Origin of the sequence: Halovenus rubra, from assembly GCF_026586665.1 — an archaeon.
Taxonomy (GTDB): Archaea; Halobacteriota; Halobacteria; order Halobacteriales; family Haloarculaceae; genus Halovenus; species Halovenus rubra.
Window position 1 is genome coordinate 101,757 of record NZ_JAODIY010000001.1, and the last position, 25,146, is coordinate 126,902.

General features: G+C 51.9%; 22 protein-coding genes. 13 read left to right on the top strand and 9 right to left on the bottom strand.

Annotated elements, in window-relative coordinates:
* The first annotated feature begins 36 nt into the window (after positions 1–36).
* The 3 genes from coxB to N5098_RS00520 are packed head-to-tail and all read left to right on the top strand — an operon-like array spanning position 37 to position 3,853.
* Positions 37–855, top strand: coding sequence for a cytochrome c oxidase subunit II (coxB, locus tag N5098_RS00510; RefSeq protein WP_267635719.1), 819 nt, complete (start codon positions 37–39; stop codon positions 853–855).
* A complete protein-coding gene (locus tag N5098_RS00515; RefSeq protein ID WP_267635720.1) occupies positions 855–3,569 on the top strand; it encodes a cbb3-type cytochrome c oxidase subunit I in 2,715 nt (904 codons plus the stop codon). The genes coxB and N5098_RS00515 overlap by 1 nt, the downstream gene beginning before the upstream one ends.
* Positions 3,570–3,583: 14 nt before the next feature.
* The gene (locus N5098_RS00520) at positions 3,584–3,853 is read left to right on the top strand and encodes a cytochrome C oxidase subunit IV family protein (protein WP_267635721.1); all 270 of its coding nucleotides are present in this window, start codon (positions 3,584–3,586) and stop codon (positions 3,851–3,853) included.
* Positions 3,854–3,871: 18 nt separating this feature from the next.
* Here the strand turns inward: N5098_RS00520 and N5098_RS00525 are convergent, their stop codons facing one another.
* Together N5098_RS00525 and hemC are read right to left on the bottom strand one after the other, a co-directional pair.
* The gene (locus N5098_RS00525; RefSeq protein WP_267635722.1) at positions 3,872–4,600 is read right to left on the bottom strand and encodes a uroporphyrinogen-III synthase; all 729 of its coding nucleotides are present in this window, start codon (positions 4,598–4,600) and stop codon (positions 3,872–3,874) included.
* A 3-nt stretch (positions 4,601–4,603) separates the two neighbouring features.
* Positions 4,604–5,704 carry a hydroxymethylbilane synthase gene (gene hemC, locus N5098_RS00530; protein WP_267635723.1) on the bottom strand — a complete coding sequence of 367 codons (1,101 nt, stop codon included), beginning with the start codon at positions 5,702–5,704 and terminating at the stop codon, positions 4,604–4,606.
* Between the two features lie 175 nt (positions 5,705–5,879).
* On the opposite strand from hemC, the gene N5098_RS00535 reads away from it, so the two are divergent.
* Positions 5,880–6,410: a hypothetical protein gene (locus N5098_RS00535; protein ID WP_267635724.1), complete on the top strand. Its 531-nt coding sequence runs from the start codon at positions 5,880–5,882 to the stop codon at positions 6,408–6,410.
* Positions 6,411–6,518: 108 nt separating this feature from the next.
* Here the strand turns inward: N5098_RS00535 and N5098_RS00540 are convergent, their stop codons facing one another.
* The 3 genes from N5098_RS00540 to N5098_RS00550 are packed head-to-tail and all read right to left on the bottom strand — an operon-like array spanning position 6,519 to position 9,842.
* Positions 6,519–7,505, bottom strand: coding sequence for a GDP-mannose 4,6-dehydratase (locus N5098_RS00540; RefSeq protein ID WP_267635725.1), 987 nt, complete (start codon positions 7,503–7,505; stop codon positions 6,519–6,521).
* Between the two features lie 58 nt (positions 7,506–7,563).
* Positions 7,564–8,394, bottom strand: coding sequence for a hypothetical protein (locus tag N5098_RS00545; RefSeq protein ID WP_267635726.1), 831 nt, complete (start codon positions 8,392–8,394; stop codon positions 7,564–7,566).
* A complete protein-coding gene (locus tag N5098_RS00550; protein ID WP_267635727.1) occupies positions 8,391–9,842 on the bottom strand; it encodes a DUF4330 family protein in 1,452 nt (483 codons plus the stop codon). The genes N5098_RS00545 and N5098_RS00550 overlap by 4 nt, the downstream gene beginning before the upstream one ends.
* 222 nt (positions 9,843–10,064) lie before the next feature.
* On the opposite strand from N5098_RS00550, the gene N5098_RS00555 reads away from it, so the two are divergent.
* From N5098_RS00555 to N5098_RS00580, 6 genes are all read left to right on the top strand, one after another.
* Positions 10,065–10,565: an OB-like fold-containing membrane protein gene (locus N5098_RS00555; RefSeq protein WP_267635728.1), complete on the top strand. Its 501-nt coding sequence runs from the start codon at positions 10,065–10,067 to the stop codon at positions 10,563–10,565.
* Positions 10,558–11,046, top strand: coding sequence for a metal-dependent hydrolase (locus N5098_RS00560; RefSeq protein ID WP_267635729.1), 489 nt, complete (start codon positions 10,558–10,560; stop codon positions 11,044–11,046). Before N5098_RS00555 ends, N5098_RS00560 begins: the two co-directional genes overlap by 8 nt.
* Before the next feature lie 75 nt (positions 11,047–11,121).
* Positions 11,122–12,681, top strand: coding sequence for a sugar transferase (locus tag N5098_RS00565; RefSeq protein ID WP_267635730.1), 1,560 nt, complete (start codon positions 11,122–11,124; stop codon positions 12,679–12,681).
* Between the two features lie 120 nt (positions 12,682–12,801).
* The gene (locus N5098_RS00570; protein ID WP_267635731.1) at positions 12,802–13,572 is read left to right on the top strand and encodes a formyltransferase family protein; all 771 of its coding nucleotides are present in this window, start codon (positions 12,802–12,804) and stop codon (positions 13,570–13,572) included.
* Positions 13,569–14,381 carry an XrtA system polysaccharide deacetylase gene (locus tag N5098_RS00575; protein ID WP_267635732.1) on the top strand — a complete coding sequence of 271 codons (813 nt, stop codon included), beginning with the start codon at positions 13,569–13,571 and terminating at the stop codon, positions 14,379–14,381. The genes N5098_RS00570 and N5098_RS00575 overlap by 4 nt, the downstream gene beginning before the upstream one ends.
* A gap of 45 nt (positions 14,382–14,426) precedes the next feature.
* The gene (locus N5098_RS00580) at positions 14,427–15,542 is read left to right on the top strand and encodes a glycosyltransferase family 4 protein (RefSeq protein WP_267635733.1); all 1,116 of its coding nucleotides are present in this window, start codon (positions 14,427–14,429) and stop codon (positions 15,540–15,542) included.
* A 28-nt stretch (positions 15,543–15,570) separates the two neighbouring features.
* Here the strand turns inward: N5098_RS00580 and N5098_RS00585 are convergent, their stop codons facing one another.
* The 3 genes from N5098_RS00585 to N5098_RS00595 are packed head-to-tail and all read right to left on the bottom strand — an operon-like array spanning position 15,571 to position 19,741.
* On the bottom strand, positions 15,571–17,043 hold the full coding sequence (locus N5098_RS00585) for a sulfatase family protein (RefSeq protein ID WP_267635734.1): 1,473 nt from the start codon (positions 17,041–17,043) through the stop codon (positions 15,571–15,573).
* Entirely contained in the window at positions 17,040–18,641 is a 1,602-nt protein-coding gene (locus N5098_RS00590; protein ID WP_267635735.1) for an alkaline phosphatase family protein, read from the bottom strand. The genes N5098_RS00585 and N5098_RS00590 overlap by 4 nt, the downstream gene beginning before the upstream one ends.
* A gap of 2 nt (positions 18,642–18,643) precedes the next feature.
* A complete protein-coding gene (locus tag N5098_RS00595) occupies positions 18,644–19,741 on the bottom strand; it encodes a glycosyltransferase (protein WP_267635736.1) in 1,098 nt (365 codons plus the stop codon).
* Between the two features lie 170 nt (positions 19,742–19,911).
* Between N5098_RS00595 and N5098_RS00600 the strand changes: the two genes are divergently transcribed.
* Positions 19,912–21,069 carry an O-antigen ligase family protein gene (locus N5098_RS00600; protein ID WP_267635737.1) on the top strand — a complete coding sequence of 386 codons (1,158 nt, stop codon included), beginning with the start codon at positions 19,912–19,914 and terminating at the stop codon, positions 21,067–21,069.
* Positions 21,070–21,173: 104 nt separating this feature from the next.
* Here the strand turns inward: N5098_RS00600 and N5098_RS00605 are convergent, their stop codons facing one another.
* Complete coding sequence (locus N5098_RS00605; protein WP_267635738.1) at positions 21,174–22,055, bottom strand: alkaline phosphatase family protein; 882 nt, start codon at positions 22,053–22,055, stop codon at positions 21,174–21,176.
* 446 nt (positions 22,056–22,501) lie between these two features.
* Here N5098_RS00605 and N5098_RS00610 point away from each other — a divergent pair, with 446 nt between their 5' ends.
* Both N5098_RS00610 and N5098_RS00615 read left to right on the top strand, forming a co-directional pair.
* Positions 22,502–23,638 (top strand): capsular polysaccharide export protein, LipB/KpsS family, encoded by a 1,137-nt coding sequence (locus tag N5098_RS00610; RefSeq protein ID WP_267635739.1) that lies wholly within the window; start codon positions 22,502–22,504, stop codon positions 23,636–23,638.
* Position 23,639: 1 nt separating this feature from the next.
* On the top strand, positions 23,640–25,103 hold the full coding sequence (locus N5098_RS00615; RefSeq protein ID WP_267635740.1) for an oligosaccharide flippase family protein: 1,464 nt from the start codon (positions 23,640–23,642) through the stop codon (positions 25,101–25,103).
* Positions 25,104–25,146 lie beyond the last annotated feature (43 nt).

Consider the following 25,146-nt stretch of genomic DNA (forward strand, 5'->3'; position numbering starts at 1 on the left):
AATGCCTAAGACTCGGTGGTCGTAATCCCGAGTCAAATGGTGGGTTCCGGAGCCATACTGACATCGTTGCCGGGGGTAGAGGCAGTTGCTACCCTCTCACGGACCCAGGTAGATATCTTCAGTCGACTCTTCCTGGCGTTCGTCGTCCTCGGGACGACTGTCGGTGTTGTTGTCATCAGCTACTTGATGTATAATGCGTACAAATATCGGACAGATGCCCCCGATGCCGACGGAAAGTACGACGTCGAAGAAGAGACTGACGACGACGTTGTCCGGCCACAGCTCGGTGAGATTCCAACGAGTGCAAAAGGCGGAAAGAAACTTTTCCTCTCGTTTGGCCTCAGTGCCGTGCTCGTCCTCGGCCTGATTATCTACTCCTACTCGCTGTTGCTCTACGTCGAGGACACAGGTGACGTTGAGCCTGACATGGAAGTTAACGTTGAAGGGTTCCAGTTCGCCTGGGCATACGAGTACGATAACGGCTTCGAGACGACTGGTGAACTCGTTGTCCCGAATGAGGAGGTGGTCGGACTCGAGGTGTCCTCGCGGGACGTGATGCATAACTTCGGGATACGCGGCCTCCGGGCGAAGACTGACGCGATGCCCGGACAGACCACCGAAACGTGGTTCCAAGCCGACGAATCTGGCGAGTATCAAGCTATCTGCTTCGAACTCTGTGGCAGCGGCCACTCCAACATGCGTGAAGAGGTTCTCGTTGTCCCAACGAGTGTCTGGGAACAGGGACAAGAGAACTACAACTTCGATAACCCTGACGAGTTCGAGCAGTGGTACGACCAGACCATTGACGCTTGGAAAAACGGCGAATTTGACGACCAACTTGAGGTGACTAACTAATGAGTGACCTACCACCGCGATCAAGCGTGAAACGCTGGCTCGTTACGACCAATCACAAAGACGTCGGTATTCTGTATCTGTTAACGTCGGTGTTTTTCCTCGTTGCGGCAGGCGTCCTTGCCCTGCTTATCCGTATCCAGTTGCTCCAGTCCGGCGGGACGATTCTTAGCGGCGTGGGATACAACCAAGTTGTCACGGCCCACGGCTTTATCATGATTTTCTGGTTCCTCTCGCCGTTTGCATTCGGCTTTGCAAACTACTTTGTGCCACTCCAGATTGGAGCTGACGACCTCGCGTTCCCGCGACTCAACGCGATGAGTTACTGGCTGTACCTGTTCTCGGGCGTTCTGGTCTTGGGGTCGTTCTTCCAGGGCGCAACGTTCATGGGCGGTTGGACTGCCTATGCGCCCCTGAACGTGCCTGCGTACATTCCTGAATTCGGTGAGGTCGGTTCTTTCGCGACGATTGTTGCCCTCATCGCATTCGTCGGGTCAGTCACCATCGGTTCAGTGAACTTCCTGACGACGATTTACCGGATGCGCGCGAAAGGATTGCGGATGCGTGATATCCCACTGTTCAGTATCTCGATTCTTGTGACTGTCTGGATGATGTTGTTCGCGTTTGCGGCTTACCTCGCTGCGCTGATTATTCTCAGCTCTGACCATCTGCTGCACACGTCATTTTTCGCTCTCGAAACCGGAAGCGGTCCCGAAGCAACCGATAGCGGCTCACTCCTCTGGACACATCTGTTCTGGTTCTTCGGACACCCCGAAGTCTACATCGTCTTCTTCCCAGCACTCGGTGCGCTTGCTGAGATGGTCCAGACCTTCGCTGGTCGCCGCCTTGTCGGGCGCAAGTGGTTCATTATCTCGATGGCGCTGGTCGGTATCCAGAGTTTCATCGTCTGGATGCACCACATGTTCCTGACCAGCATCAACCTTGAAATTAAGACTGTGATAATGGTGACAACAGTCGCGATATCCTTACCCTTCGACCTGATGGTCTTCTCGCTTATTTATACGATGATAAAAGGGAAGATCCGCTGGAAGACGCCGTTCCTGTTCTCAATCGGCTCGCTAGTTATCTTTATCATCGGCGGGATTACTGGTGTCTTCCTTGGCGCTATCGTGCTGGACTACTCGTTCCGTGGCACCTACTGGGTGGTTGCTCACTTCCACTACGTGATGGCGTCGAGTGCGGTGATACTCATTGGGGCCGTCTACTACTGGTACCCCAAGATGACAGGCAAGATGTACAACGAGTTCTTGGGGAAGGCGCACTTCGTGACGTCCTTTATTGGATTCAACATGCTGTATTTCCCGATGTTCATTGTTTGGGAGACGCCACGGCGTGTGTTCCACTACGACAGCGGCTTCACACCGTTCCACCTGCTGGCAACGGCTGGCGCATTCATCTTTGCCGGTTCGTTCCTGATTATGTTCTACAACCTCTTTGCCAGCCTCTACAGTGACCGTCACGTCGACGAATCACCGTGGGCGTATGCGTCCTCACCCGAGTGGGCAGTTTCGTCGCCACCGCCACTCGACAACTTCCCCGGTAAACCGAGCTTTGCAAGCGGCAAGCTAAACTTCCTTGACAGGGCCGGAACCGACGGCGGAGCTAAGAGCGAGACGGCAACCGATGGTGGCGTTGCCACCGGAGACGAGACGCTTGCCCCGCCCGAAGAACACGCAGACCACGCGAGCTGGTGGCCGATTATGGTCAGCTCCAGCGTGCTGTTCGCCGGACTTGGTATCTCGGGGCTCAGTGTCTCGTATGCAGTGTGGCCGTTCGCGCTGGCCATTCCGGCCTTTATTGGCTTCCTCGGTGTTGAGGGTGCGCGTCAGGATGGCTTTGCGCTGATTCACGGCATTTATGTGATGGTCGCATTCCCCCTGACGGTGGCACTTCTCATCCTGTTCCATCTGGGAATTGGCATCTTTGAGGCGGTTGGAAACGCAAGTCCGTACTTCTGGGTTGGACTCATTGGTTCGGTTTGGGGGTCGTATACCCTGGCTGGATTTGGCTACGAATCCTTCGAGGTGCCCGAACCCAAAATGGCCGAGCAGTGGCCGTTTGAATCTGTCGAGAACACGAAGCTCGGGATGTGGGCGTTCATCGCTTCAGACATCATTGTCTTTGGTGCCTTCGTTGGCGCGTACATCTTCACACGCTTCGAGTACGGCTGGGAAGCTTGGTGGCACATCGCTGAGGACCCAAGCGCCCACACAATGGCTGGGCAGGCACTAGAGCACCACCCAGTTCTGCCTGGACTAATCAACACCTATCTACTGCTTGCGAGTAGTTTCACTGTCGTACTCGCGCTGACGGCTGCCAGACACAAAGGTAACTACTCGCTTGGCCCGCTCACCATTTCGAGTCGCCAGGCGACGCTTGGATTCCTCGGCATGACGTTCATGGGAGCGGCTGGCTTCCTCGTCAACAAGGGAATTGAGTGGGTCGACCTCTACCTGCATCAGGGGTGGACGTTCGGTGTCGACGTGATGTCATCGACGTTCTATCTGACGACAGGAATGCACGGGCTGCACGTCATCATCGGCATGCTCGTTCTCCTGTTCCTCATCGCACGGACCTACACCGGTGCGTACGTCGGTGAGAACGAAGACGCTGGGACTCTCGAATACTTCGGGCTGTACTGGCACTTCGTCGATATCGTGTGGTTGTTCCTGTTCCCGCTGTTTTACATCCTCTAAGGAGGTTCCAAATTATGGCATCAACAAAAACGTATACGGCAATCTTCGTGGCACTGATGGCGCTCTCGACCACCCAGGCCGCTGTTGAGTGGCTTGGCTTGCTTGAAGAGAACTACTGGCCGATTCTCGGTGTAATCCTCGTGCTATCGAGCCTGAAGGCGATGGCTGTCGCTGGTTGGTTCATGCATCTGCGGGAAGAACCGCGGTCGGTCACGTACGTGGCCCTGACTGGTCTTGTTGGCGTGCTCGCACTGACTGCTGGTGCGAGTTACTCGATTATCTAAGCGACCTTCTTTTCGCGCTCAAAGCCGTTCGACGACAGCTCGTGCGAGTGATTCGAACCCGACGGTATCGGGTACAACATCGACGGAGATACCTAGTTCTTCAGCAGTCTCCCGTGTCGGTTCTCCGATAACGCCGACGACGGCTGTTTCGAGTCCGGACCGAGCCTCGGCTTCGATGCCGAGTTCTCGCGCTGCCCCAAGAAAGTGTTCAACAGTAAGTGAGGAGGTAAACAGTGCAGCGTCGAGCGTTCCGTCGGCCGCACGTTCAGCCGAGCAGCCGGCTCCGTCTGGGCGGACGAGACGGTACAGTACTGTCTCGTGAACGTACGCGCCGGCGTCTTCAAGACCCTCAAGCAAGACGGGCGAGCCGTGGTCGCTACGGGCCACCTCGACCCGCGCGCCAGCCACAGCAGTATCGAGTGAGTCGACCAGTCCTGTTGATGTGTACTCTGTAGGGATGACATCGACATCGTACCCCACTGCTTCGAGTGCGTCGGCGGTCGTCTCGCCGATAGCACAGAGGGTTCCACTCGGCTCCCAGTCCGAATCAGCCAGAAGGTCCGCTGCTGTCTTGCTTGTCAGGATTGTATACTCACTGTCTTCGCGTGGCTGCTCGTTTGTCGAGTCGACCATCAGCATCGGGTCCGAAATCGGGTCAACGCCAAGAGAATCTAGCAGGTCAGTCGCCGCTTCGATGCGTTCGTCGTCAGGGCGGAACACGGCAACAGAGGTGGCGTTGTCACTCATTAGTTACCCCTCTCGCTTTGGCTCGTCGGGCTCGTCACGCCGGGCCTGTTCGATGAGGTCAGCCGCTCCTCTGTCAGCAAGGTCGGCTGCGAAGTTGGCGGCGGCGTCGGCGTGGCGCTCGACGGGAATCTCCGCTGTATCGGCAACTTCTTCGGTCCCGTCCTGCGCGAGGACGCGTACCGTCGTTGCAACCACGTCACCCTGTAGCCGGGCGAAGATGCCAACCGGGGCTACACAGCCACCACCCAACTCCGACAGAATCGTGCGTTCAACGGTCGTCTCGACGCGGGTCGGCGGGTGGTCGAGTGTTTCGTGGACATGATTGGCGATTTCGTCGTCGAGTGCTGTCACCGCAACCGTCCCCTGTGCGGGGGCCGGGACAAACTCTATTGGGTTAAGACGCTGGTAGTCGAGTGCAGCAAGCAGGTTGCTCCGTGCGAGTCCGGCCTCTGCGAGGCAGATGGCGTCGTATTCGATATCGAAACTCCGGTCGAGGGCCGCCTGTTCGAGCGCCGTCTGACTCTCGACCCACTCATCTGGCGACATATCGAATTTCTCGTTGGTGTACTCATCGTTGCGCCACGCATCTAGACGGCGCTGGTGTTCACTCTGGAGTGTCGGAGCGAGGAGTTTCTCGACGCGCGTGTCGACATTCCCTCGGAGTCCCTCGATGGTGAGGTCGGGACGGTATTCGAGCAACTGTGCTCGCCGACGAAGACTTGATGTCCCGATGGTTGCGCCCTTGGGAAGGTCATCTAAGCTTGTCCCGTCAGGAGTCACCAGTACGTCCCCGACAGGCCCACGTTCTGGGACGCCGGCTACGACGAGGTCGTCTGGCTGCTCGGTCGGCATATCTTTCATCGAGTGGACTGCTGCGTCGAGTTCCCCAGAGAGGACTTTCTTATCGAGGCTCCGGACGAACGCACCGGTGGTTCCAAGACGGTGAATAAGCTCGTCACGAACCTGGTCACCCTCCGTTTCGACTGTAACAAGCTCAACTGGTTGCCGCCGACTCGCTAGCTGGTCTTTGACGTACTCTGCCTGCCAGCGCGCGAGCTCTGACCCGCGGGTTGCCAGCCGCAGTGTATCCCCGTTTGCATTCATTGTGTGTGGTTCGGTGAGCCTTCGTGAAAAGGGTCGCCGTTTGGGTCGCACTGGTCGCGCCAGCGACGACTCAGCGATTAGTGGCCTGCAATGGCACGCGCTGCCGGCACCCATATTCACGCATGTATGGTGTTGTCTGGCACACATTTTAGTGCGAACGCGTCGATACTACGGTATGGACAGTTGTCCAGAGTGTGGGCAGACACTCGACGACGAAACAGTCTGTCAAGCGTGTGGAACGGAACTTGCTGGTGATACTGAGAGGACGGTCAAGTCAGGCGTAAATCGGCGTGACTTTCTTGCATACAGTGGCGGCTCCGCACTGGCGACGGGTGCGGGAATTAGCGCTGGCTGGTATGCCTTTGTCTACAAAGAGAGGGGACCCGAGGAAGAGGTTGTGCGGGAGTACGTCGATGCACTGGACCGGTCACATTTCTACACTGCCGGAACGCTTTTTCATGAGGACGCGCCGGGAGAGCCGTGGGGAGCCAACGAGATTCCCGGCATCAACCGTGTGACACTTTCTGTTGAGAAAACAAAGGTTACTGACCGTGAGACCGAGCCCGAGGTAGCGAGTGTCACGGAGTTTGCGCTTGTCCGCGCCAAGATTCGCATGGACGATGGCGTCGAGTCGAAGCTGTTGGATGTGGGTATTGTCGTCGCACAGAACAATGACGGCGAGTGGAAAATCTGGCGGGACCGGTGACGTTCTCCGTCCAAGTACCTAACACAAAGCGCCCCTGTGCTCTCACTTGGCTAGTGTGGTGTCTCCAATAGCGAGTGACAGCGTTGGAGCCCAGTCAGTAAACAGTTGTTACGAACGTCGGACAAGTGGGTCGTACCAGTCTTGATTCTCGCGGTACCATGCGATAAACTCTTGAACTCCTTTACGGATATCGAATGTTGGTTCGTAGTCGAGTAACTTTGTTGCCTTTGACACATCTGCGTGCGTGTGTTCGGCGTCACCTTCACGTGGGTCGTCGTAGACGATATCAAGATCCGGGGCGATTTCGTCACGCACTACCTCAGCAAGCGTTTGGATATCGATATTGTCCGTTGAGCCAATGTTCACAATCTCTCCGTCAGCACTGTCGTCTGTAAGCAACTGCTCGTTGACCCGACGCACGTCTTCGACATAAGTGAAATCGCGTGTCTGCTCACCAGTGCCATAGATAACTGGCGACTTGCCGTGGAGACACCGAGAGACGAAGTTTGTCATCGCCATGTTCGGGCGCATTCGCGGGCCGTAGACGGTGAAATACCGAAGTGAAACAGTTGGCAGGCCATAGATTTCGCTATAGACGCGGGCGTACTGCTCAGTTGCAAGCTTGGAGACGCCATAGGGCGAAACCGGCGTTGTCGGGTGGTCTTCGTCGTACGGAAGATATTCGGGTTTGCCGTAGACTGATGATGAAGAGGCAACGACCACGCGGTCGATATCGTGCTTCCGGGCGGCGTTGAGTACGTTGACTGTCCCATCGACGTTGTAGCTGTTGACTTTCTTGGGTTCTTCGACGCTTTTGCGAACACCGGCTTGGGCGGCTTGGTGGTAGACAACATCGCTACTGGCGACTAGGTCGTTGACTATGTTCTCGTCGGTAATAGACTCCTGGACAAGTTGGTACTCTCCTCCTGTGGCGGCTGTGGCCTCGCGTGCTGCCTCGACGTTGTGTTCCTTGATGCCAAGGTCATAATATGGTTCGAAGTTGTCGAGAACTGTTACGTCGTGGCCGCTGCCTGCGAGCTGTTCGCTGATGTGGCCACCGATAAAGCCTGCGCCTCCTGTTACGAGGACGTTCATTGTCAGGTTGTCGTCCGCGGTGGCACAAAAAGAGATGTGATTCGCGCTCTATTAGAGACTATTGGTGGTCCGCATCCGAACCTGTCTCAGTCTCGGACAGCCTATCCGTTGCCTGTAATGGCGGGCTATCGGTTTCGTTTTGTTGAGTCGCTTGAGTGTCACTTTCTTGTGATTCGGACGGCTCCGGCGGATCGAAGATTTTAGCGAGTCGCCGATAGCCTCGAGTTTCTTGTACCTCGTGCCACGACATGGTGATTCGACTGCCAATCGCAGCAAGGAATGCGAATCCAAGCGCACTGAAAACTAGTGCTACAGATAGACTGGTCCCTGTTGTCGCAGTAGCCAGCAGGCCGATGGCACCGAACGCAAAAAACAGGCTTACTATCTGAACCGGACGAACGACCAGTTGCCTGTAGAGTCGCTGGCTGGTCCGTACAAGCGTTGACGAGACCGCGGCGGGAAGGACCCAATTGAGTGTGCGCGCGATAACCCGGAGCCACGGGCCGACGGTCAACGTCTGTCTCAAGTCGATAACGACGAGGTCTGGGTCCGGATCAGTTACTAGCCAGCGGTACGACCACGATGACGTGACAACATGTTGTGCGTTTGTCGCCACACCGGCAACTTGTGAGGCTCGTGTCGCCTCGACACTACCAGTGACAACTCTCTGGGCGACAGTACGGAGCCATGAGCGCTTAATAGCCGACTGCTGCCTGTCCATCGTTGTTCTGTCTGCCGACGTTCGACTCTCCCAACGCTGGCCGACAGTCGTTACCAGTGGTCCGATTAGACGTGATTGCTTGCATGCAGAGATGACGCGATTTCGAAGGCTGACGAGACCGGTGACGACGGTTGAATTCTGTGTGACTGAATGACTACGGAGGGTCATTCTTCGAATCCAATCACCTTACTGTTGATTGTAAGTGGTCCGAGTTCAAGTGAAAGTGCCTGCCCCACGCGGAGTGTCTCTCCACGGAAGCGAACTGTTCCATCTTCGAGTTCGCGGACTGAGAGGTCAACAGTCAACTCGACATCTTTGTTCTGAGGGTGTTCACGGAGGAATATTTCTCCACTTTCGCTTTCGAGGATGACCTCGGCTGGTTGTGTCGTCACGTTTTGTACCTCTGCGGTCGTTCTATCACGACTTTCCTCGGTCATCCCTGCGGTGAGCGAGTTGGCTCGTTCTGGAGGGATGTTTTTGAGTTGGACTGTAACTGCCTGTGTCGTCGGAGATCCGGGCTCATCTGAACTTCCTCGTCGAATAATCTCAGTCTGGATGTTGTAATTGTCAGTCTGAATCGGAAGCTGTGAACCAACGCGAAGTTGCCGGTCACCGAATAGAATCTCTTCTCCTGTTGTTCGTACCTTCGCAGACACACCCAGAACGACCCGCCGGGTGTCCGGGCTTGCCGTCGGATACACTGTGACCGAACTGACAGTGACGACTGGGTTGCTGTTTACATTGAATTGGTCGCCGACAGCAATATCGTTAGCAACAGTCGTGGGGACCTCTTTCTGGACGACCAGCTGGCGGGACTCCGTCGTAAGATTGCTTGTTCCGTGTTCGATAATCTCAGCGCCGAAACTGTACCCGTTGCCACCGAAGGTGAGCGACTGGCCAACAGCAACACGAGTGTCGCCAAGATGTTGTGCGCCATCGCGCTCGATAGTTCTTGCCGTCACACCGACGAGTGCATACTGCGCGTTGCTCCCCTCTGTCTCAGGAAACAGTTCAAGACTTCTCACTTGAGCAAATGTTGTCCCGCCTGCTGTGAACTGGTCACCAACGTCGATCTCACTCGCTGTTGCAGATGTGAGGTTGGTTTCGAGAACAATCTCACTGTTGGTTACTGAGAGCGTTTCGCCGTCAGTCTCAACGCGTGTTACGGCACCCTCGACCTCGTACTCTGATGTAACAATATTGAACGTCTGGCCGGTTCGAAGCGGATTGCCACGGAACTCGAAGATAGGCTCTTCGGCCGGACCCTCTGGCTCGACCTGTGTTCCGTTGACTGCTGCACGTGCAAGAACGTTCGTCCCGGTACCATTGTTTACCCGATACACGTCAGTAATCGTCACTGAATCGCTTGTACGGTCTGGTGTCCATTCGTCGCCGGGACTAATCGCTTCAGCCAGGTAGTTGGGCTGGTCACCGAGATCGAGCGTGACGTATCGTGTGTCTGTTTTACCACTACCGGAGGGAAATAACAGTACCACACCTGCTACTACGACTGCGAGGACCAACAGCACGACCAGAACATCGACGATGTTGACGAGGCCAAACAGCCGTCCGTCCTCGTCAAGAAGTCTGGGGGAATCCTCTTCGGAGTCTGTCATTGACCGTACGCTTCACAAGAAGCGAGTAAAAGCTCTGCTATCCGGACATCTTCGTTTCGAGGGTACTTCTCGTTCGGTTCGAGGTTTCGAACCCAGCTACGCATGGGATGTAGTCAACTGTTGTGTTCACTCAGCTTGACAGAATCTTCTGTTCTGTATCTCACGCAACTGGACTGAACTAACCGAAATATTCATCGGTTCTCCCGAGGAGTCAATGGATAGATGCAACGCCGCAACCGACTGCTTTTTATCGTCGTTTTCCTTGCTGGAGTCGCGGTGTTGTGTGTTCATTATGGGGGCGTATACGACCGAAACTGGCCACATCCGTCGGGTGCACAACTCGCCGACGAGCCGGGTGGGTGGGATGGTGAGCAAGTTCTCTTGTTCGGGACTGTCACTGAAACGACAGAAGAAGGGTTTGTCATGGCGGTCAAGACTGCTAGCGGAGACACTGCTCGGATACTAACTGTTTACAAGGACCAGACTGAGGCCAAGTCTGGTGGTCTTGTTCAGGTGTATGGAGAGCTTTCGAACCGCGGGACAATTCAGCATGCTGAATCTGTGGTCGTTGTCAACGAGGGTCCGGATGACTCGCAGTACAAACTTAGCGTATCTGCTGTGGGTATCCTTGTTGCTGCCGGCGCATTTTTGCGGTATTGGGGTATCGACTGGCATCGGTTGCAGTTCTATACCCGGGCTCAGAGTGGTGATGATGATGGCTGACCTTCTCTCACACGTCTTGCTTGCATTCGCCGCGTTCACCGCAGTGGGATGGGTCATTTCGTGGCTTGACCGACGGTGGGTCACTGTCGGTATGGTCGGGTCCGTTGTGCCGGATTTAAACCGAATTGACCTGTTAGCTGATGACTACTTTATTGAGCAATTTCTTGGTGTCTCCTTTGATTGGGGTGCAATTCATACCCTCGGTGGCGTCATCGTGGTCTCGGCAGCTGGTGCTGTTTTGTTTTCAACACGAAGACAACAGGTCCGTGTGTTTTGTCTGCTTGTCGCCGGTGGGTGTTCCCATCTCTTCGTTGATGGCCTCAAAGCGTGGGCTGACGGTTCGAACGGCGCGTACCTCTATCCATTCTCGTGGTGGCGTAACCCAACTCCTGGTTGGTACGTCTCCGCTGACAAATGGGTACTTATACTCTCGCTCGTCCTGGCTAGTGGAATCCTGTTGGTCGACAAGCTTGCAACATAATCTCCCAAAGCCGCTGTCATCTACAAATTAGTGAGTTTCACAGGCTTTATACTCATTTTCGAAGTAATTGGGACAATGGATGACAGCTGGCGGTATCGACTCTCCAGTTTCTTTGGGACGGCCCTGGTGACGGTCGCAGCTGTTGTGGTGACGAATCTTCGTGTCGTCCACGAGGCGTTCGGTCGCGTGCCGTTCTTTGGGAACCCTGCGCCTGAGGTGTTACCAGCCAGCGAAGTACAGTTCGCAATTATGACAACACTTTTTGTCATTCTTTTCACGATGTGGCCACTGTTCAAGCCACAGCCCCGACGGATTTTGGATACCATCTTGTTGGCTCAAAAGCGGATATTCCTCGCAATGGTCGGGCTGGCAGCAATTGGATACTTCAAGTACTCCTACCGGTTGCCCCGGACGACACTCATGTTGACGACCATCGCGCTGGCTATCGCGTTGCCACCGTTCATGATTGCTATACGTCGCCGCCCCCGCTCAAGCTCTCGGGCAGTTATCATCGGAGACGACCCACAGGCGATGGAGTCATTGCTCACAGCGACTGATTTACCGGTGCTTGGATATGTCTCGCCGCCGTCAGTGTATGCTCCAGATGGAATCGAATCCCGTACAATAGAACTTCCGGATGGGGAAAACGTTGAAGACGATCTGGATATGTTACCGTGTCTTGGCGGCATTGCTCGACTGGAAGATGTTTTCGTCGAAAATGATGTCGATACGGCACTGCTAGCTTTTGCGGCGACCGACCGTGAGGAGTTTTTCGGGACGCTTGAGGCCTGCTACGATAATGGCGTGAACGCACTGGTGCATCGAGACCACGCTGACCACGTGTTGACCGACGACTTCTCTGGTGAACGTTTACTCGACGTAGACTTGGAGCCGTGGGACTGGCAGGATTATATCGTAAAACGCCTCTTTGATGTCGTATTTGTTGGAACTGCATTTGTCGTCCTCTCGCCTGTTATCGCACTGATTGGGGTGGCAATCAAACTCGATGACGGTGGGCCACTGCTGTACCGCCAAGAGCGAACTGCCGTGTTTGGTCGAACGTTCACTGTGCGAAAGTTTCGATCAATGGTCTCTGCTACCGAAGATACGTTGCCCGACTCCGAGGAAAAACAGCGTATCACTCGCGTCGGAAGCGTGCTCCGCAAGACACACTTAGACGAGATTCCGCAGCTGTGGGCGATTCTTGCTGGAGACATGAGCGTTGTTGGCCCACGAGCTGTGTGGACTGACGAGGAAGTCCACCTCGAAAATAAAACCACTGCGTGGCGCAAACGGTGGTTTATCAAGCCTGGTTTGACTGGGCTGGCACAAATAAACAACGCGACAAGCGCTGAAGCCGAGGATAAACTTAGATATGACCTGCAGTACATTCGCCAGCAGTCGTTCTGGTTTGATATAAAAATTGTTGTGCGACAGCTGTGGCAGGTAGGTGGCGAAATGTTTGACTTCGCATCCTCTCAACAGAAATCTAACAGCACTGAACCGTCCCAACAGACAACCAACGAATCAACACAAGCTTCGAGCAACGAAACTGACCAGTACGCAGATTCACCAACTGAGAGCTCTCAAAAACACGGAGAAGACGCAGAGACGGTTACCGGCGAGCAACCGTAATCCGCTATGACCTCCGATATAATAACAGGCGGATCGTTTCGGTGATAAACAAAACTATAACTATCGGACACTAGAACTCCCTATCGAGAACAAGCAATACGTATTTTGGGACTATTCAAAATGAGTATAAGTATTGTAATTGTAACGCAAGATGACCCATTCTACATGCCGTCCTTTTTTCAGGAATTTTTCGACCGGATTGAAAATAGCGTGTCGATTCAGATGGTAAGTATTCTTGATGTGCTTGACGATGACTTCGTTTCGTTTGTACGCCGGATGTATCGACTTTATGGGCCGGTTAATTTCTGTCGCCGCGGACTGCATTACTGTTATCGCACGGTAATAGATAGTGTTGGATACAAGAACTACTCGGTCGGCTCAGTCGCAGGCCAATATAATATACCGGTCGAATCAAGAGACAATGTGAACACGACTGAGTACGTCGACACTATCGCAGCTAACGATGTCGATGTCATCCTCTCGGTCTCAGCACCACAGATATTCAACGAAGAACTCCTTGATGCGCCAAACTGGGGCTGTATCAATGTCCACACAGCTGACCTTCCAAAATATCGCGGTATGCTTCCTACTTTTTGGGCACTGTACCACGGCGACGATAAGATTGGGAGTACCGTTCATACAATGGAAGCCGAGGTAGACAGAGGGCAAATTGTCAGGAAATCCTATTTCCCAGTGGACGAGTCGACAACTCTTGATGAGGCTATCGTGCGTGGCAAAAAAGAGGGTGGACGGACAGCAGCCGAGGCGGTTAACGCTATTAGCTCTGGCGACGTTTCTCTCCGTGAAATGAATGGAGAGGAGTCGTACTTTTCATTCCCATCTATTGAGCAACGGCGCGAATTCCAACGACGAGGTAACAATCTCTTATGAACAATCTGATGCTATCGTTCGACGTGGAAGATTGGTTTCATTCCCACAATCTCCGCAACGGACTACAACGAGACAGTTGGGACGAGTACGAGCTCCGGGTCGAAGACTCTACGAGACGAATCCTCGACCTTCTGGATAAATACGATACAACGGCCACATTTTTTGTTCTTGGGTATGTTGCCGAGCGAACTCCAGAACTGGTCGCGGAAATCGAAAACCGGGGACATGAACTAGCAAGCCACGGGTACAATCACGAACTGTTGTACGAACAGGAACCAGACGCAGTTCATTCAGATATTTCCCGCTCACTAGAGTTGCTTGAATCCATCGTTGATTGTCCAATCCGCGGCTATCGAGCACCAAGCTTTACAATTACGGACTGGGCAATTGAGATTCTTGACGACTTGGGACTTGAGTACGACTCAAGTCACTTTCCCGCTCCGGTACACGATAGATACGGGGATATTGCCATCGATACCTCCGAAACTATTGTCCCGATTAATCAAAACCTTACTGAAGTCCAACTGCCGCTACTCGACATGAAAGTTACACAGATACCATGGGCAGGTGGTGGCTATTTTAGATTTCTCCCGTACTACATATATCGACGTGGAATTCAACGGATTCGACAGCACCGAGATATCGTATTTTATCTACACCCGTGGGAACTTGACCCGGACCAACCGAGAGTTCATGATGTGAAACGTCAGTACCAAATCCGGCATTATACCAATCTTGACCGCACCGAAAAGAAACTTGAACGGTTACTATCAGATTTTAACTGGGAACCGATTGGTGACTCCGTATGAGTAGACTGATATTCTTTCCTCTAGCTAATCAGGAGTGAACTACTGATGCGTATCTTACGAGTCAGTCACTGGTTGTATCCAGACGAAATTGGCGGTGGTGAGTATCATGTCCATGCGATGAGCCGGGATCAGGCTGCAATGGGCCATGATGTGACTCTTCTCAAGGTCACATCTAACGTTACACAAATTCAACGAGAGGAGCGACACGGTTACGAAGTCATCTACTGTCCGGCAACAATTAATATCCTGAAAAATGAAATTTCAATCACAGCTGCTCGGCAGTTATTCGGGGCTGACAGCTTCGATATCGTTCATGCACACTCCCATTTCTATTTCTCGACCAACCTAGCCGCACTGAAGCGCCGATTTGGTGACACTCCGCTCGCAATCACGAACCATTCTCTGTACTCTCAGTCCGCACCTGAACGGCTGTTTTCCTACTATCTCAAGACAGTTGGACGCTGGACACTCAACAGTGCAGACCTTATCTTCTGTTACACGGAAGAAGAGCGACAGAAGACACAAGAGCTGGGCGTAACCGCTGACACAGCCGTTATTGCTAACGGTATCGACGAACAACAGTTTTGTCCGGAAGGGCCTGAGAGTGAGCATCTTCACTCGGACACTCCAAGTGTCCTCTTTGTTGGTCGCCTCGTCGAAGGAAAGAATCCACACGATGCTATCAAAACAATCGCTGCAGTTCGAGAAGAACATCCGAATGCAACCTTGTATATCGTTGGGAATGGTCCCCTGTTGACCGACTTGGAGGAAACAGTACGAAAACACAATCTCGAAACTGCGGTTGAATTCCTCGGACAGATACCGTACGACGATATGCCGCCACTATTTCGAGCAGCGGACGTGTTGCTGTTGCCAAGCCGTGCAGAAGGGTTTCCCCGAGTTGTGATGGAGGCAATGGCTTCGGAGACACCGGTTGTCTGCAGTGCATTAGACCAAGTTACAGATGCAGTAGATGGGGCCGGGTATACCGTTCCAATTGGTGACGTTACTCAGATGTCAAAGAAAACAACACAGCTCCTCGCTGACCAGGAGCTTCAAAACGAGTACGGCACAGAGGGAAGAACGACCGTGGAGACTGAATTTTCGTGGTCTGATACAGTGTCTCGGACAACCGAGTTGCTGTCCGAACTCTCAAAGTAAGCGATAGATGTCGGTCAGTGCAAGCCGTTTACTGTAGATAGCCAAGGTCTTCGAGCTGTTCTTTCGTGCCTTCTTGCATCTCCACAGTCCCAGAATAGTTTGCTTGCTCAAACGAATCAAGCCACCCGTCTAGCTCGCCGTTTAACTCTTCTCGCAGCTCGTCTTCGGTTCTCGCGATATTGCTCGTCTCGTCGGGGTCGTTCTTGAGATCGAAAAGCTTCATAGAGTCGTCCGAGCCACGTATGAGCTTCCAGCGATCTGACCGGAGTGCGCGAAGCGATCTGTTGTAGTCATACACCGTGTCTGGCAGGTCGCCTACACGTTTTTCCAACGCCTCCATCGACGGCTGAGGTGCCATGTATTCGGCGACAACGAAATCCCTTGGCTCAGTTTCGGACTGTGGATGGAATGACTTCGCTAACATCTGTTTCCGGAACTGGGGTGCATCTATGTCGGCTGCATCAAGAAGTGTGGGAGCAAGGTCAGGTAACTGGACGAGCTCGTCAATTGTCGTTCCACCAGCGAACCCGCCACCGTTGATGATGAGTGGTATATGAAGGAGCGTATCGTAGAGACCGTACTGGTGGTCCATTAGTCCGTGATCGCCGATGTTTTCGCCGTGGTCTCCTGTAACGACGAATATCGTCTCTTCCCACTCATCCTCGTTTTTAAGATATTCTTGCAGTTCACCGATTTGCTGGTCCAAATAAGAGATTTCGGCTCGGTACAGCGCCTCAAGGATCTCAAAGTCGGCTTCGTCCATCTCGACCTGTTGTGCGATATAGCGCCAGGCATCCTGATTGACCTCCATCGCCTCCTCGTATGAGACTTGCTCAGGCAGTAACGGCTCGACGTATTCACGTGGTGGCCGGTATTCGAGATGCGGTTCAAGATAGTTTACAAACAAAAAGAACGGGAGTTCGGTATCTCTTTGAGCCAACCAGTCACGTATCCAGTCGTTTGTAGATTGTGCCCCGTCATCCTTTGCCTGCTTTCGCACGAGTTGTCCATATACAGCGTTCGCAACGTTCACTACGGGATTCCCATCCAATATTTTATATGCGACCCCACGAAGCTTATCAACCCCTTCTCGTGCGCGAGCAACTTTTCCCAAGTCAACATCTGACTGAATGTACTGCCAGTTTTTCCGAAATACGTCGAAGCCGCGAGCGAACCCAAACTCTTCACTAATCCATGTATTATTCGAAATCCCTACTGTTCGATATCCGGCCTCACTGAGAACCTCCGGTAACAGCCGCTGTTCGTTTTCAAGTTGCTTGTGCCCTGCATGTGCGCCGTGTTTTGAGGGGGTTGTTCCGGTAAATAGAGACGCGTGTGAGGGTAGGGTCCACGGGCTAACACTGAATGCACGCGAGTACGAGATGCCGTCTGCTGCAATCGCATCAATATTGGGAGTGAGGTCTGTTTCTCTCTGTAAAAAAGCATCTGCACGGGCAGTATCCATGACAATGAATACGATGTTTGGCTTCTCCTCGTTCATATATATCCGAGATCTTCCAGACGTTCTTGGACTGCATCGTCATCCTCCCGGGATGTTTTTTCTCCGGAAGCAGTCAGAGTTTCAATCGAAGCGGTTTCTGTGTTGTCGCTGTCTCGTCTCTCAGAGGTAAACTCAGACACAACCTCCCCATCAACTTCGGTCGGAACCGGAAGATCATGAAGAGACAACAGGGTCGGCGCTATATCGTAGATACTCGCGTTGAGACCCGTTCCAGTGTCGACGGGCGGTCCTGACGCGATAACGATTCCATCACGGTTGTGGCCACCATTTCGAGCTTTTGATGGGGGACCTGTCGAGAATATCTCACTTTCTGTACTAGGACGTGGGTCGACAGCACACTTGAAATCGTCTATTTCAACCATCAAATCCGGCGCAAGGTCCGTATTTTTACCGTGATACATCTCATCAGATTCATGAACCGTAACGGATTCGGGGCCATCTGCTCGTTCTGTGAGTGAGCGTAATTGGTTGACTACCTCATGTTTGTCTTCTTTCTCATCCGTAAGCAAATAAATCATACCGGCGGTAAGGTTTTGCCGCGGAGCAAAGGCGGTGCTCCGCTCGAAATCAATTCCCTCACCAGGTGTCTTGCGAATCGACTCGCCAACGGACTTTGCAAAGTCGTTCAGTTGCGGGACAACACTAACGACTGATTCACCGACCCGCCGCAGGTATGGAAAGTACTTGGTTCGGGCTTGGTCTATTACCGATTGTTTCTCGTATTTGAGATACCCCTCCTGTTCAAGCCATTCGTTTGAATGAAATGTTTTGTTGACCGGGCCAAATCCATGATCTGAGACCAACAACAGGGTAGCATTCTCCTCGCGAGCAAGGTCTGCTACAGTTCCGACCGCTTTGTCCACGCGCTTCCAAATCCGTGTGAGCACGTCGTCGTAATCTGTATCTGGATCATACTGTGGGTGGTCTTCGTCGACGTAGCGCCAGAAGTAATGCTGTGCCCAGTCAGTTGCGCTGATAATTCCGAAAAAGTGGTCGGGGTCTTTTTCAGTGAGCAGATACTCAATCGCTGTTTCACGCTTTTCTATTATGTCCAACAGATCTGACTTGAGCTCACCAGGGCGGCCTTGATATTTTGGGTCCGCGTACGGCACTTTGACCTGATATTCACCGGTCACATTATCAAGTTCTCCAGCGAGTGACTTGGGATAGGTAATCGCGTCACCTGTCTCTGAACCAAGGCCGCTAACCATGAATCCATCAATCTCGTAGGGCGGATAAAGCATCGGATAATTGAAAATCCCTACTGAACTGTCGTGCGCTGAGAGAACGTCCCAGAAGCTCTGTCCGCGAAACTTCTCCGAACTCAGCGTCTCAAAATCAAATGAATCACTGCTTTTTCTATTCAGAAAGTAAAAGACACCCGTCTTTCCGGGGTTTTGACCCGTTGCCATTGAGAGCCAGGCTGGAGCGGTAATTGGCGGAAACGTACTTTCCAGTGTGCCAGTGTGACCTGTTGAACACACCTGTTCTATATGCGGAAGGTCGCCACTCTCGATAAGGGGACGAATAATATCCCAAGTAGCCCCATCGAGACCCAAGACGATTGTCTCAGTCATCATCAGGACCTTTCAGCCATCATCTCATAAAGGTTCAGATACTCCTGAGCAGTATACCCCAACGAAAACTTCTCCCGCGCACGCTCTCTTGTTTCGTTTCCGCTTTGCTCACACTTGTCTGGGTTTTCGAGCAATTCGACAACCGCGTTTGTGAACGTATCTGGGACATTCGGGTCTGCAAAGATACCAGGATCACCGACCACTTCACGGAGAACGTGAATATCACTGACGACGACAGGTAGGCCCGCGGCCATTGCTTCGACTGCTGCGACACAGAACCCCTCGTACCAAGAGGGGAATACAGCAATTTGTGCTTCTTTATACACCCCATATACATCTTCACGGCGGGGGAGATAGCCGGTGAATATAACGCTTTCTTCGATACCCAAGTCGGCTGCCAGCGTTTCAAGCTCGTCAGACAGCGGACCATCTCCGACGATAACTAAGGTTGCTTCCGGCACCTGATTGACAACCTTGCTAAAGGCCCTGAGTAACGTCGAATAATTCTTTTGCTCAACTAACCGACCCGCTGTCACAACCAGTGGGTCTGTTGGTAGATCTATCACCGAGTCTTCTGTCTCATCTATTCGGCTCGTATCGATGCCGTTGTATACGACTTCGTGCCGAGTCTCGCCAAGAAGTAGCTTCTCATACCATTCGAGAGAGGTTTTGGTGTTTTTGGAGTTCGACACCATCGTATCGGTAAGCGGGTAGGTAACAGCGTTTACTGACTTCTGAAGATGCGAAAAATACTGATGGTCATTGTGTTCTGTATTGATTATCTGGGTGTCCGTTCCGACGACGGCAAGCCGACTGATTGACCCTGTCGAGTTATGATGAGTATGCAAAATATCGACATTTTGCTCGACACAGATGCGACGCAGTCGGCGGTACGCCGCAAGGTCTATGCGGGAACTTGCATTAAGTTTGAACATTGGTATGTCGAGTGCCTCGACATCCGGGTCGATAGAGTCTTCTGGACCGTCGTAGTAAGAGACTAGCGTAATCTCAACACCGCTCTGTGAGTGTGTTTTGGCCGCAATTTCAACTGGAATAGACGTCGATGTAAACTCATTCACAAATACGAGAACGCGGACCATGGAGCTAATTGGGAGCCAGAATCCTTATAATACTTCGGAGTTCAATCAGGAGTACTATATTTGTGACCCAAAGTATCGACCAAGAAAAAACACATTCCCTCCATATCTCCTCTCCGAGGAGCGCTTTCAGAGTCAGCTCGGTTACCATTTTGTTTGTTTTGATGTCGTTCATGGTCCGCATTCCTGGCCCAGTGGAACCGCTGCCTGATATCCGTCTCGGGGGGACCGTTATTGGCATCTCAAACATCTACGTTTTTGTTCTTACTGGCTTTGTAGGGCTATATGTCGTACTGACCGCTGTTGCTAATGACCGCAGTTCTGTACTGGTCCCTCGGTCAACAAAATACGTCTCTTTAGTCTGTTTCGCAATCGTTGTCTCAGCAGTCGCCAATGCAACGATTAGCGTCACAATCTTCACCGAGATATTTCAGTGGATTGGGCTTGCGTTGATAGCTGGACTTGTGGCTAACGTTCTCCGGAGTGAAACGGAGATCCGGATGCTGTTGTGGAGCATTATCCTGGTTGCCACAGCGAAGGCATTAATGGTAGCTCTCAGTCTGCTCGTGTTTGGTATTCCTATCTCGAGTTACGGAATGATTGTTATGGGTGTCGGATTTATCATACTCACTTCCGTCACACTGGACACTGGTGTGACGAAATGGCGAGCATTAGCTGCTCTATTGATGACTTTTCCAATTATCGTCTCAAAAGACCGCAAGGGAATCGCCGCGTTCCTGTTTGCTTTTATAGCGCTGTTGATGTGGCGTTACTTTGGAACCAAAGACAGGCAAATGACTACTGCAGTTTGGCCGGCACTGGCCCTCACAGTAGCTAATGGTATTCTGCTACTGACATTTATCCCCTCACTCCGAATTACCGTGTTTCAGGCTTTGGAGACGATTTTACTCCCGCTATCGGAACCTCGATATCATCTCTATCAAACTGGAGTCAATATGTTTGCGGAGAACCCACTGTTCGGTGTCGGGCCGGACAACTGGCATGCTGCCAAGCCAGCGTATGCAACTACCGGACTCGAAGCTCTCGAAGGTGCCAAAGATTGGGGGACCCACAGCTACTATCTAAAAATCCTGTCTGAAATCGGTATGGTCGGCTTTGTCCCGTTTATGTTCCTCGTAATGTTGCCATTTAAACAAGTCAGTCACTTTGTCACCAAGTCACAATCCCATCATGACCTGTGGGGAATTGTGTTCGCGCTTGCTGTCTATTTTTCGACAATCGCAGCGTTCAGCGCAATATCGAAACCAACACAAACTGGCTGGTTCGTCACGCTCGGGCTGGCAACTGTTTTGTCAAAACTATCGGAATAACATACCGGTGTGATAGGAATATTACCAAGACGAGAGAGAATCGGCTGACAACAAATGGAGCACAAGGACCAATTATCCTAAGGAACGATACTTTGTCCTGTTGTTTACTGTTTATATCCAAGATCTTTGAGCCGGTCGGCAACGACCGACGATGTTGCCGACTCGCTTCTCTCATCGGTAGAATCTTTATAAGTAGTACGACGCTCCCCGTTCGTGTGTTCTAACCACGGCACCTGGGTGAGTGGCTCATCGTAGAGTCCACGAGGATGACCGTATTCACGAACAGGAACCGGAAATGCCCGTTCGCCGACATAGTTGCCATGGTCAGACGTGAGTACATTCTTCCCTGGCAGACTCGTCCATAATCGTTCTACATGCTCAAGAACGTATTCAAGATTTGCAGTGTAAAGACTCCATAATTTCTCCCGAGAGATATCAATTTCCCCGGCGAATTTCATGTTCCATACGTTTTCTCCAGCAGCGCCATCCTTATCGCTCTCAATTGAGTCCAAGTGAGTTTTATCAACAGCCGTATCAGCAGGAACAAATGGATAATGCGGTTGCATGTAGTGAACGACGAGGCGCTTGTTCGGGAATTGCTCATGTGCGTCGATTGCAGCGTCGGTCATCGTTTCAGCGAGTACGGTCCCTGTCTGTTCGTCCCACCCTGAATCCAACCAGACGTTGGCGACGTGGTGAAACTTCACCTTCCAGTCGTCGCGGTGGCGTTCCAGTTGTGGATTTGCAGTCACGTATACTGTGTCGCGAAGGTCACGTCCATCAACGTTTGCGCCAAGCCACTCTGTTGTTGCTGAGCCTTTCGACGGCTTTGCTGAGAGTGACCCTTCAAGAGAATTGTTCTTTTCGAACATATCATACCGGCAGGCGTCAAGCACGATGAGTGTATCCCAGTCTTCCTCAAAGACATCGATACCGCCTGGATTCTGAACTCGCAACCCGGCACGTCGGTGGAACAGACGATTCATATCTCGAGCAAAAAGACGAGGCGTACGAACTGCCTGCATAAATCGCTGTAACAAACCCCTATCAACGGTAGACTGTTCTATCTGATAGTCTCTCATATTTGAGTATTTCTTTTATACTGTCTTTCGATATAATCCAATCAAAACGTATATCATCAATTACCGCTCGACTATATCACATGGCCTCTCTTCCGTCACATCGGTTTATTATTCCTCTCAACTCACACTCTGATGTCCCGTTTTTAGACGCTGTTGGAGAGAAACTTCAGAAACGTGGTATTACACCCACTTATATTCCTCAAAACCGACATATCGCGAAAACGGCGAATGGTGTTATCTCATCGGAACAACATCGAACAGAATATCTGCGTCATGAACCCGTTTCCGAGTTTGAGTCTCTCTGTAATAAGTATAATATTGATAGTCCCAAATCCTTGGTTTTCCCACAGATGGTGTACGACCGGAGTTACGACTCTCCGGCGTCTCGAGGGTACTGGCTGTCCGGTACAGAGTCGATGGACTATGAATCATATCTCACACTTCTACATCGGACACTCGATTACTTGGACACCTTGTTCGAGAATGATAAAGGTGGAATACCTCTCCAATATCAAGGTGCAGAAGTCATTCGCCGTACGCTCCAGCGAGTGGCAGATTACCACGGCTATCCTTCCGTCCGGACCTCGTTTTCGCCGCTGCCAGACCATGTTTTCTTCCGTTCGACCGAGGAAATGCAACTCCCTGCAATCGAAAGAGCGAGCTACGAAGAGCTAACTCCCGAGGAACGTGACGATGCCCGAGAGCTTCGGCAAAGAGAGATTGGGGACCAGAGCAAAGTGGTCGGTAATTCCGGAAAGACGGACTCACTTCTGGACAATGTTCGTCGAAAAATACAACGCATTCGCGAATACAAACACAGACTTGGCCCCGTTGTATCAAACTGGCTCCGTCGCCGTCTTGCAAAGCCTGTTGTCAGCGCTCTTAGCAAACAATTGTATCTGGATACACAACGGTCTCGTAACGTTATCGACTCAACTAACTACATCTTTTATCCACTCCAGTATTTCATGGAATCACGGGTGACTATGCGAGCGCCAGCGTTCTATAACCAACTTTGGCTGATTGAGTTCCTTTCACGGTCACTTCCCCCTGGCTATGAACTCGTTGTCAAAGATCATCCACAACAACTCGGTGCACTCCCATTGAGCCATACACGAGCAATAAGCCGGTACGCAAACGCTATCGACCCAACTATTCCTGCCCGTGAGGTAATCGTACAGGCGGATGCTGTTGTCACACTGAATAATACAGTCGGCTATGAAGCGATACTGTATGGCAAGCCAGTTGTCTCACTGGGGGATGCATTCTACAGCCACGCGGGATATACGCAGGATGTGACAAACATACAGACACTCCAAAGCGAATTGAACCGTGCTGTCCAATCAACTGGATTGACCGACGAAGATGTCCTATCGTTCGCTCATGGTGTCCTTGACTCGAGCTATCGAGGCTCTTGGGGAAATACTTGTTCGGAAAATGTGGAACTGTTTGTAGAGTCGGTAGAATCATATCTAGAGACACAGTAGAATGGCGGAGAGCAGAACAAAATTTATTCTGGATTTTCTTGTCTCTACCCTGCCAAAACTGATAAACAAACTCAGGGGAATCATTCTCATTCCAATTGTCACGAAGATTCTCGGTCAGAGTGCTTACGGATTATGGACAAACTTTGCAATCGGTCTGACATTACTTTCTGGTATCGCGAGTCTGAGCCTTGGTGCAGCGACAAACAAACTACTGGTAGAGGCCTCAGACAAACAACTTCGTGAGGAGTTTTGGGCGATTATAACTGTAACAACTGTTTCGGCCAGCTTCCTCGGCGGTATTCTGGTCGTCTTTCAGAACCAGTTTGCGGCTATCGTATTCGGCGGCACCGATCAGTCTGATCTCGTCGTTATCCTTGCTGCTGTACTCGTTCTTTCCTTACTCACGAGACAGTCTACCCAGTTCTATCGCTCACAGCGACGAATGGGTATCTTTGCTGGCGTCAAATCTGTCCGTTCTATCGTTGAGCTACTAGTAATCACGGTTGCTGCAATCCGATTCGAGTCGATTCTCGAAATCTTCATCTCGTATTTGGCGTTTCATGTTGTATTATCTGCGTGCTTTATGGGGTATGTTGTTCTTGATTTTGGAATCGCTCGGCCTAACTTCGCACGCATGGGCCAATACATCCGATTTGGTCTTCCCCTCGTAGCGACCGGAATGATGTATTGGGTCGTAAACGTGAGTGACAGATATCTCATAACGTACTTTCATAGCGTCGAGGCAACAGGAGGATACGCGGTCGTCTATGCCACCGCCAGTGGTCTGAGCATCTTTTCGATGGCGATTGGAACGGTATTATTCCCTGATTTGGCCTCCCTCCGTCAGGCAAACGAAACAGCTGAATACCGACACAGACTGAACACTGTTCTCCGATACTTTTTCCTAATAACAATCCCAGCCGCTGCTGGTCTAATAGCTATCACAGAGCCACTGTTACGGGTAGTAAGCACAGCAGACATATTGAAGTATGCTGACCTGATGTATCTACTGGCACCAGCGATGGTCGTATACGGGGTATTCAATATCCTTATCCAGTCGCTCCTTTCAGACGGCCGGTCACGAACATCCGCGATGCTATGGGGGGCAGTTGCCTCTGTAAACCTCGGTGGAAACCTACTATTAGTGCCAGCGTACTCGGCGACAGGCGCCTCGGTAGCGACACTTGCGAGTTTTGTGTCGGGACTCTGTATTGTTATTTTCTGGCGGCGACAGGTTATCGTACTCTCTTTTGGTCTTCTTGTAAAAATAATCGCTGCATCGGTACTGATGGGTGGTGTTGTTTTCTCTGTTCAGGCCTTTATTTCGGCCCCATACGTACTTCTCCTCCCTGTGTTGATTGGCACTGGTGTTCTCGTGTATGGCATTTGTGCACTCCTATTTGGCGTTATAACAAAAGAAGATCTGTTGGGTATGAAGCATTTTGCTGAACAGCATCTCTCGTGACTCGGGGTAATGCTTTGTCGTCAGCGAGGCACAGACCACTTAC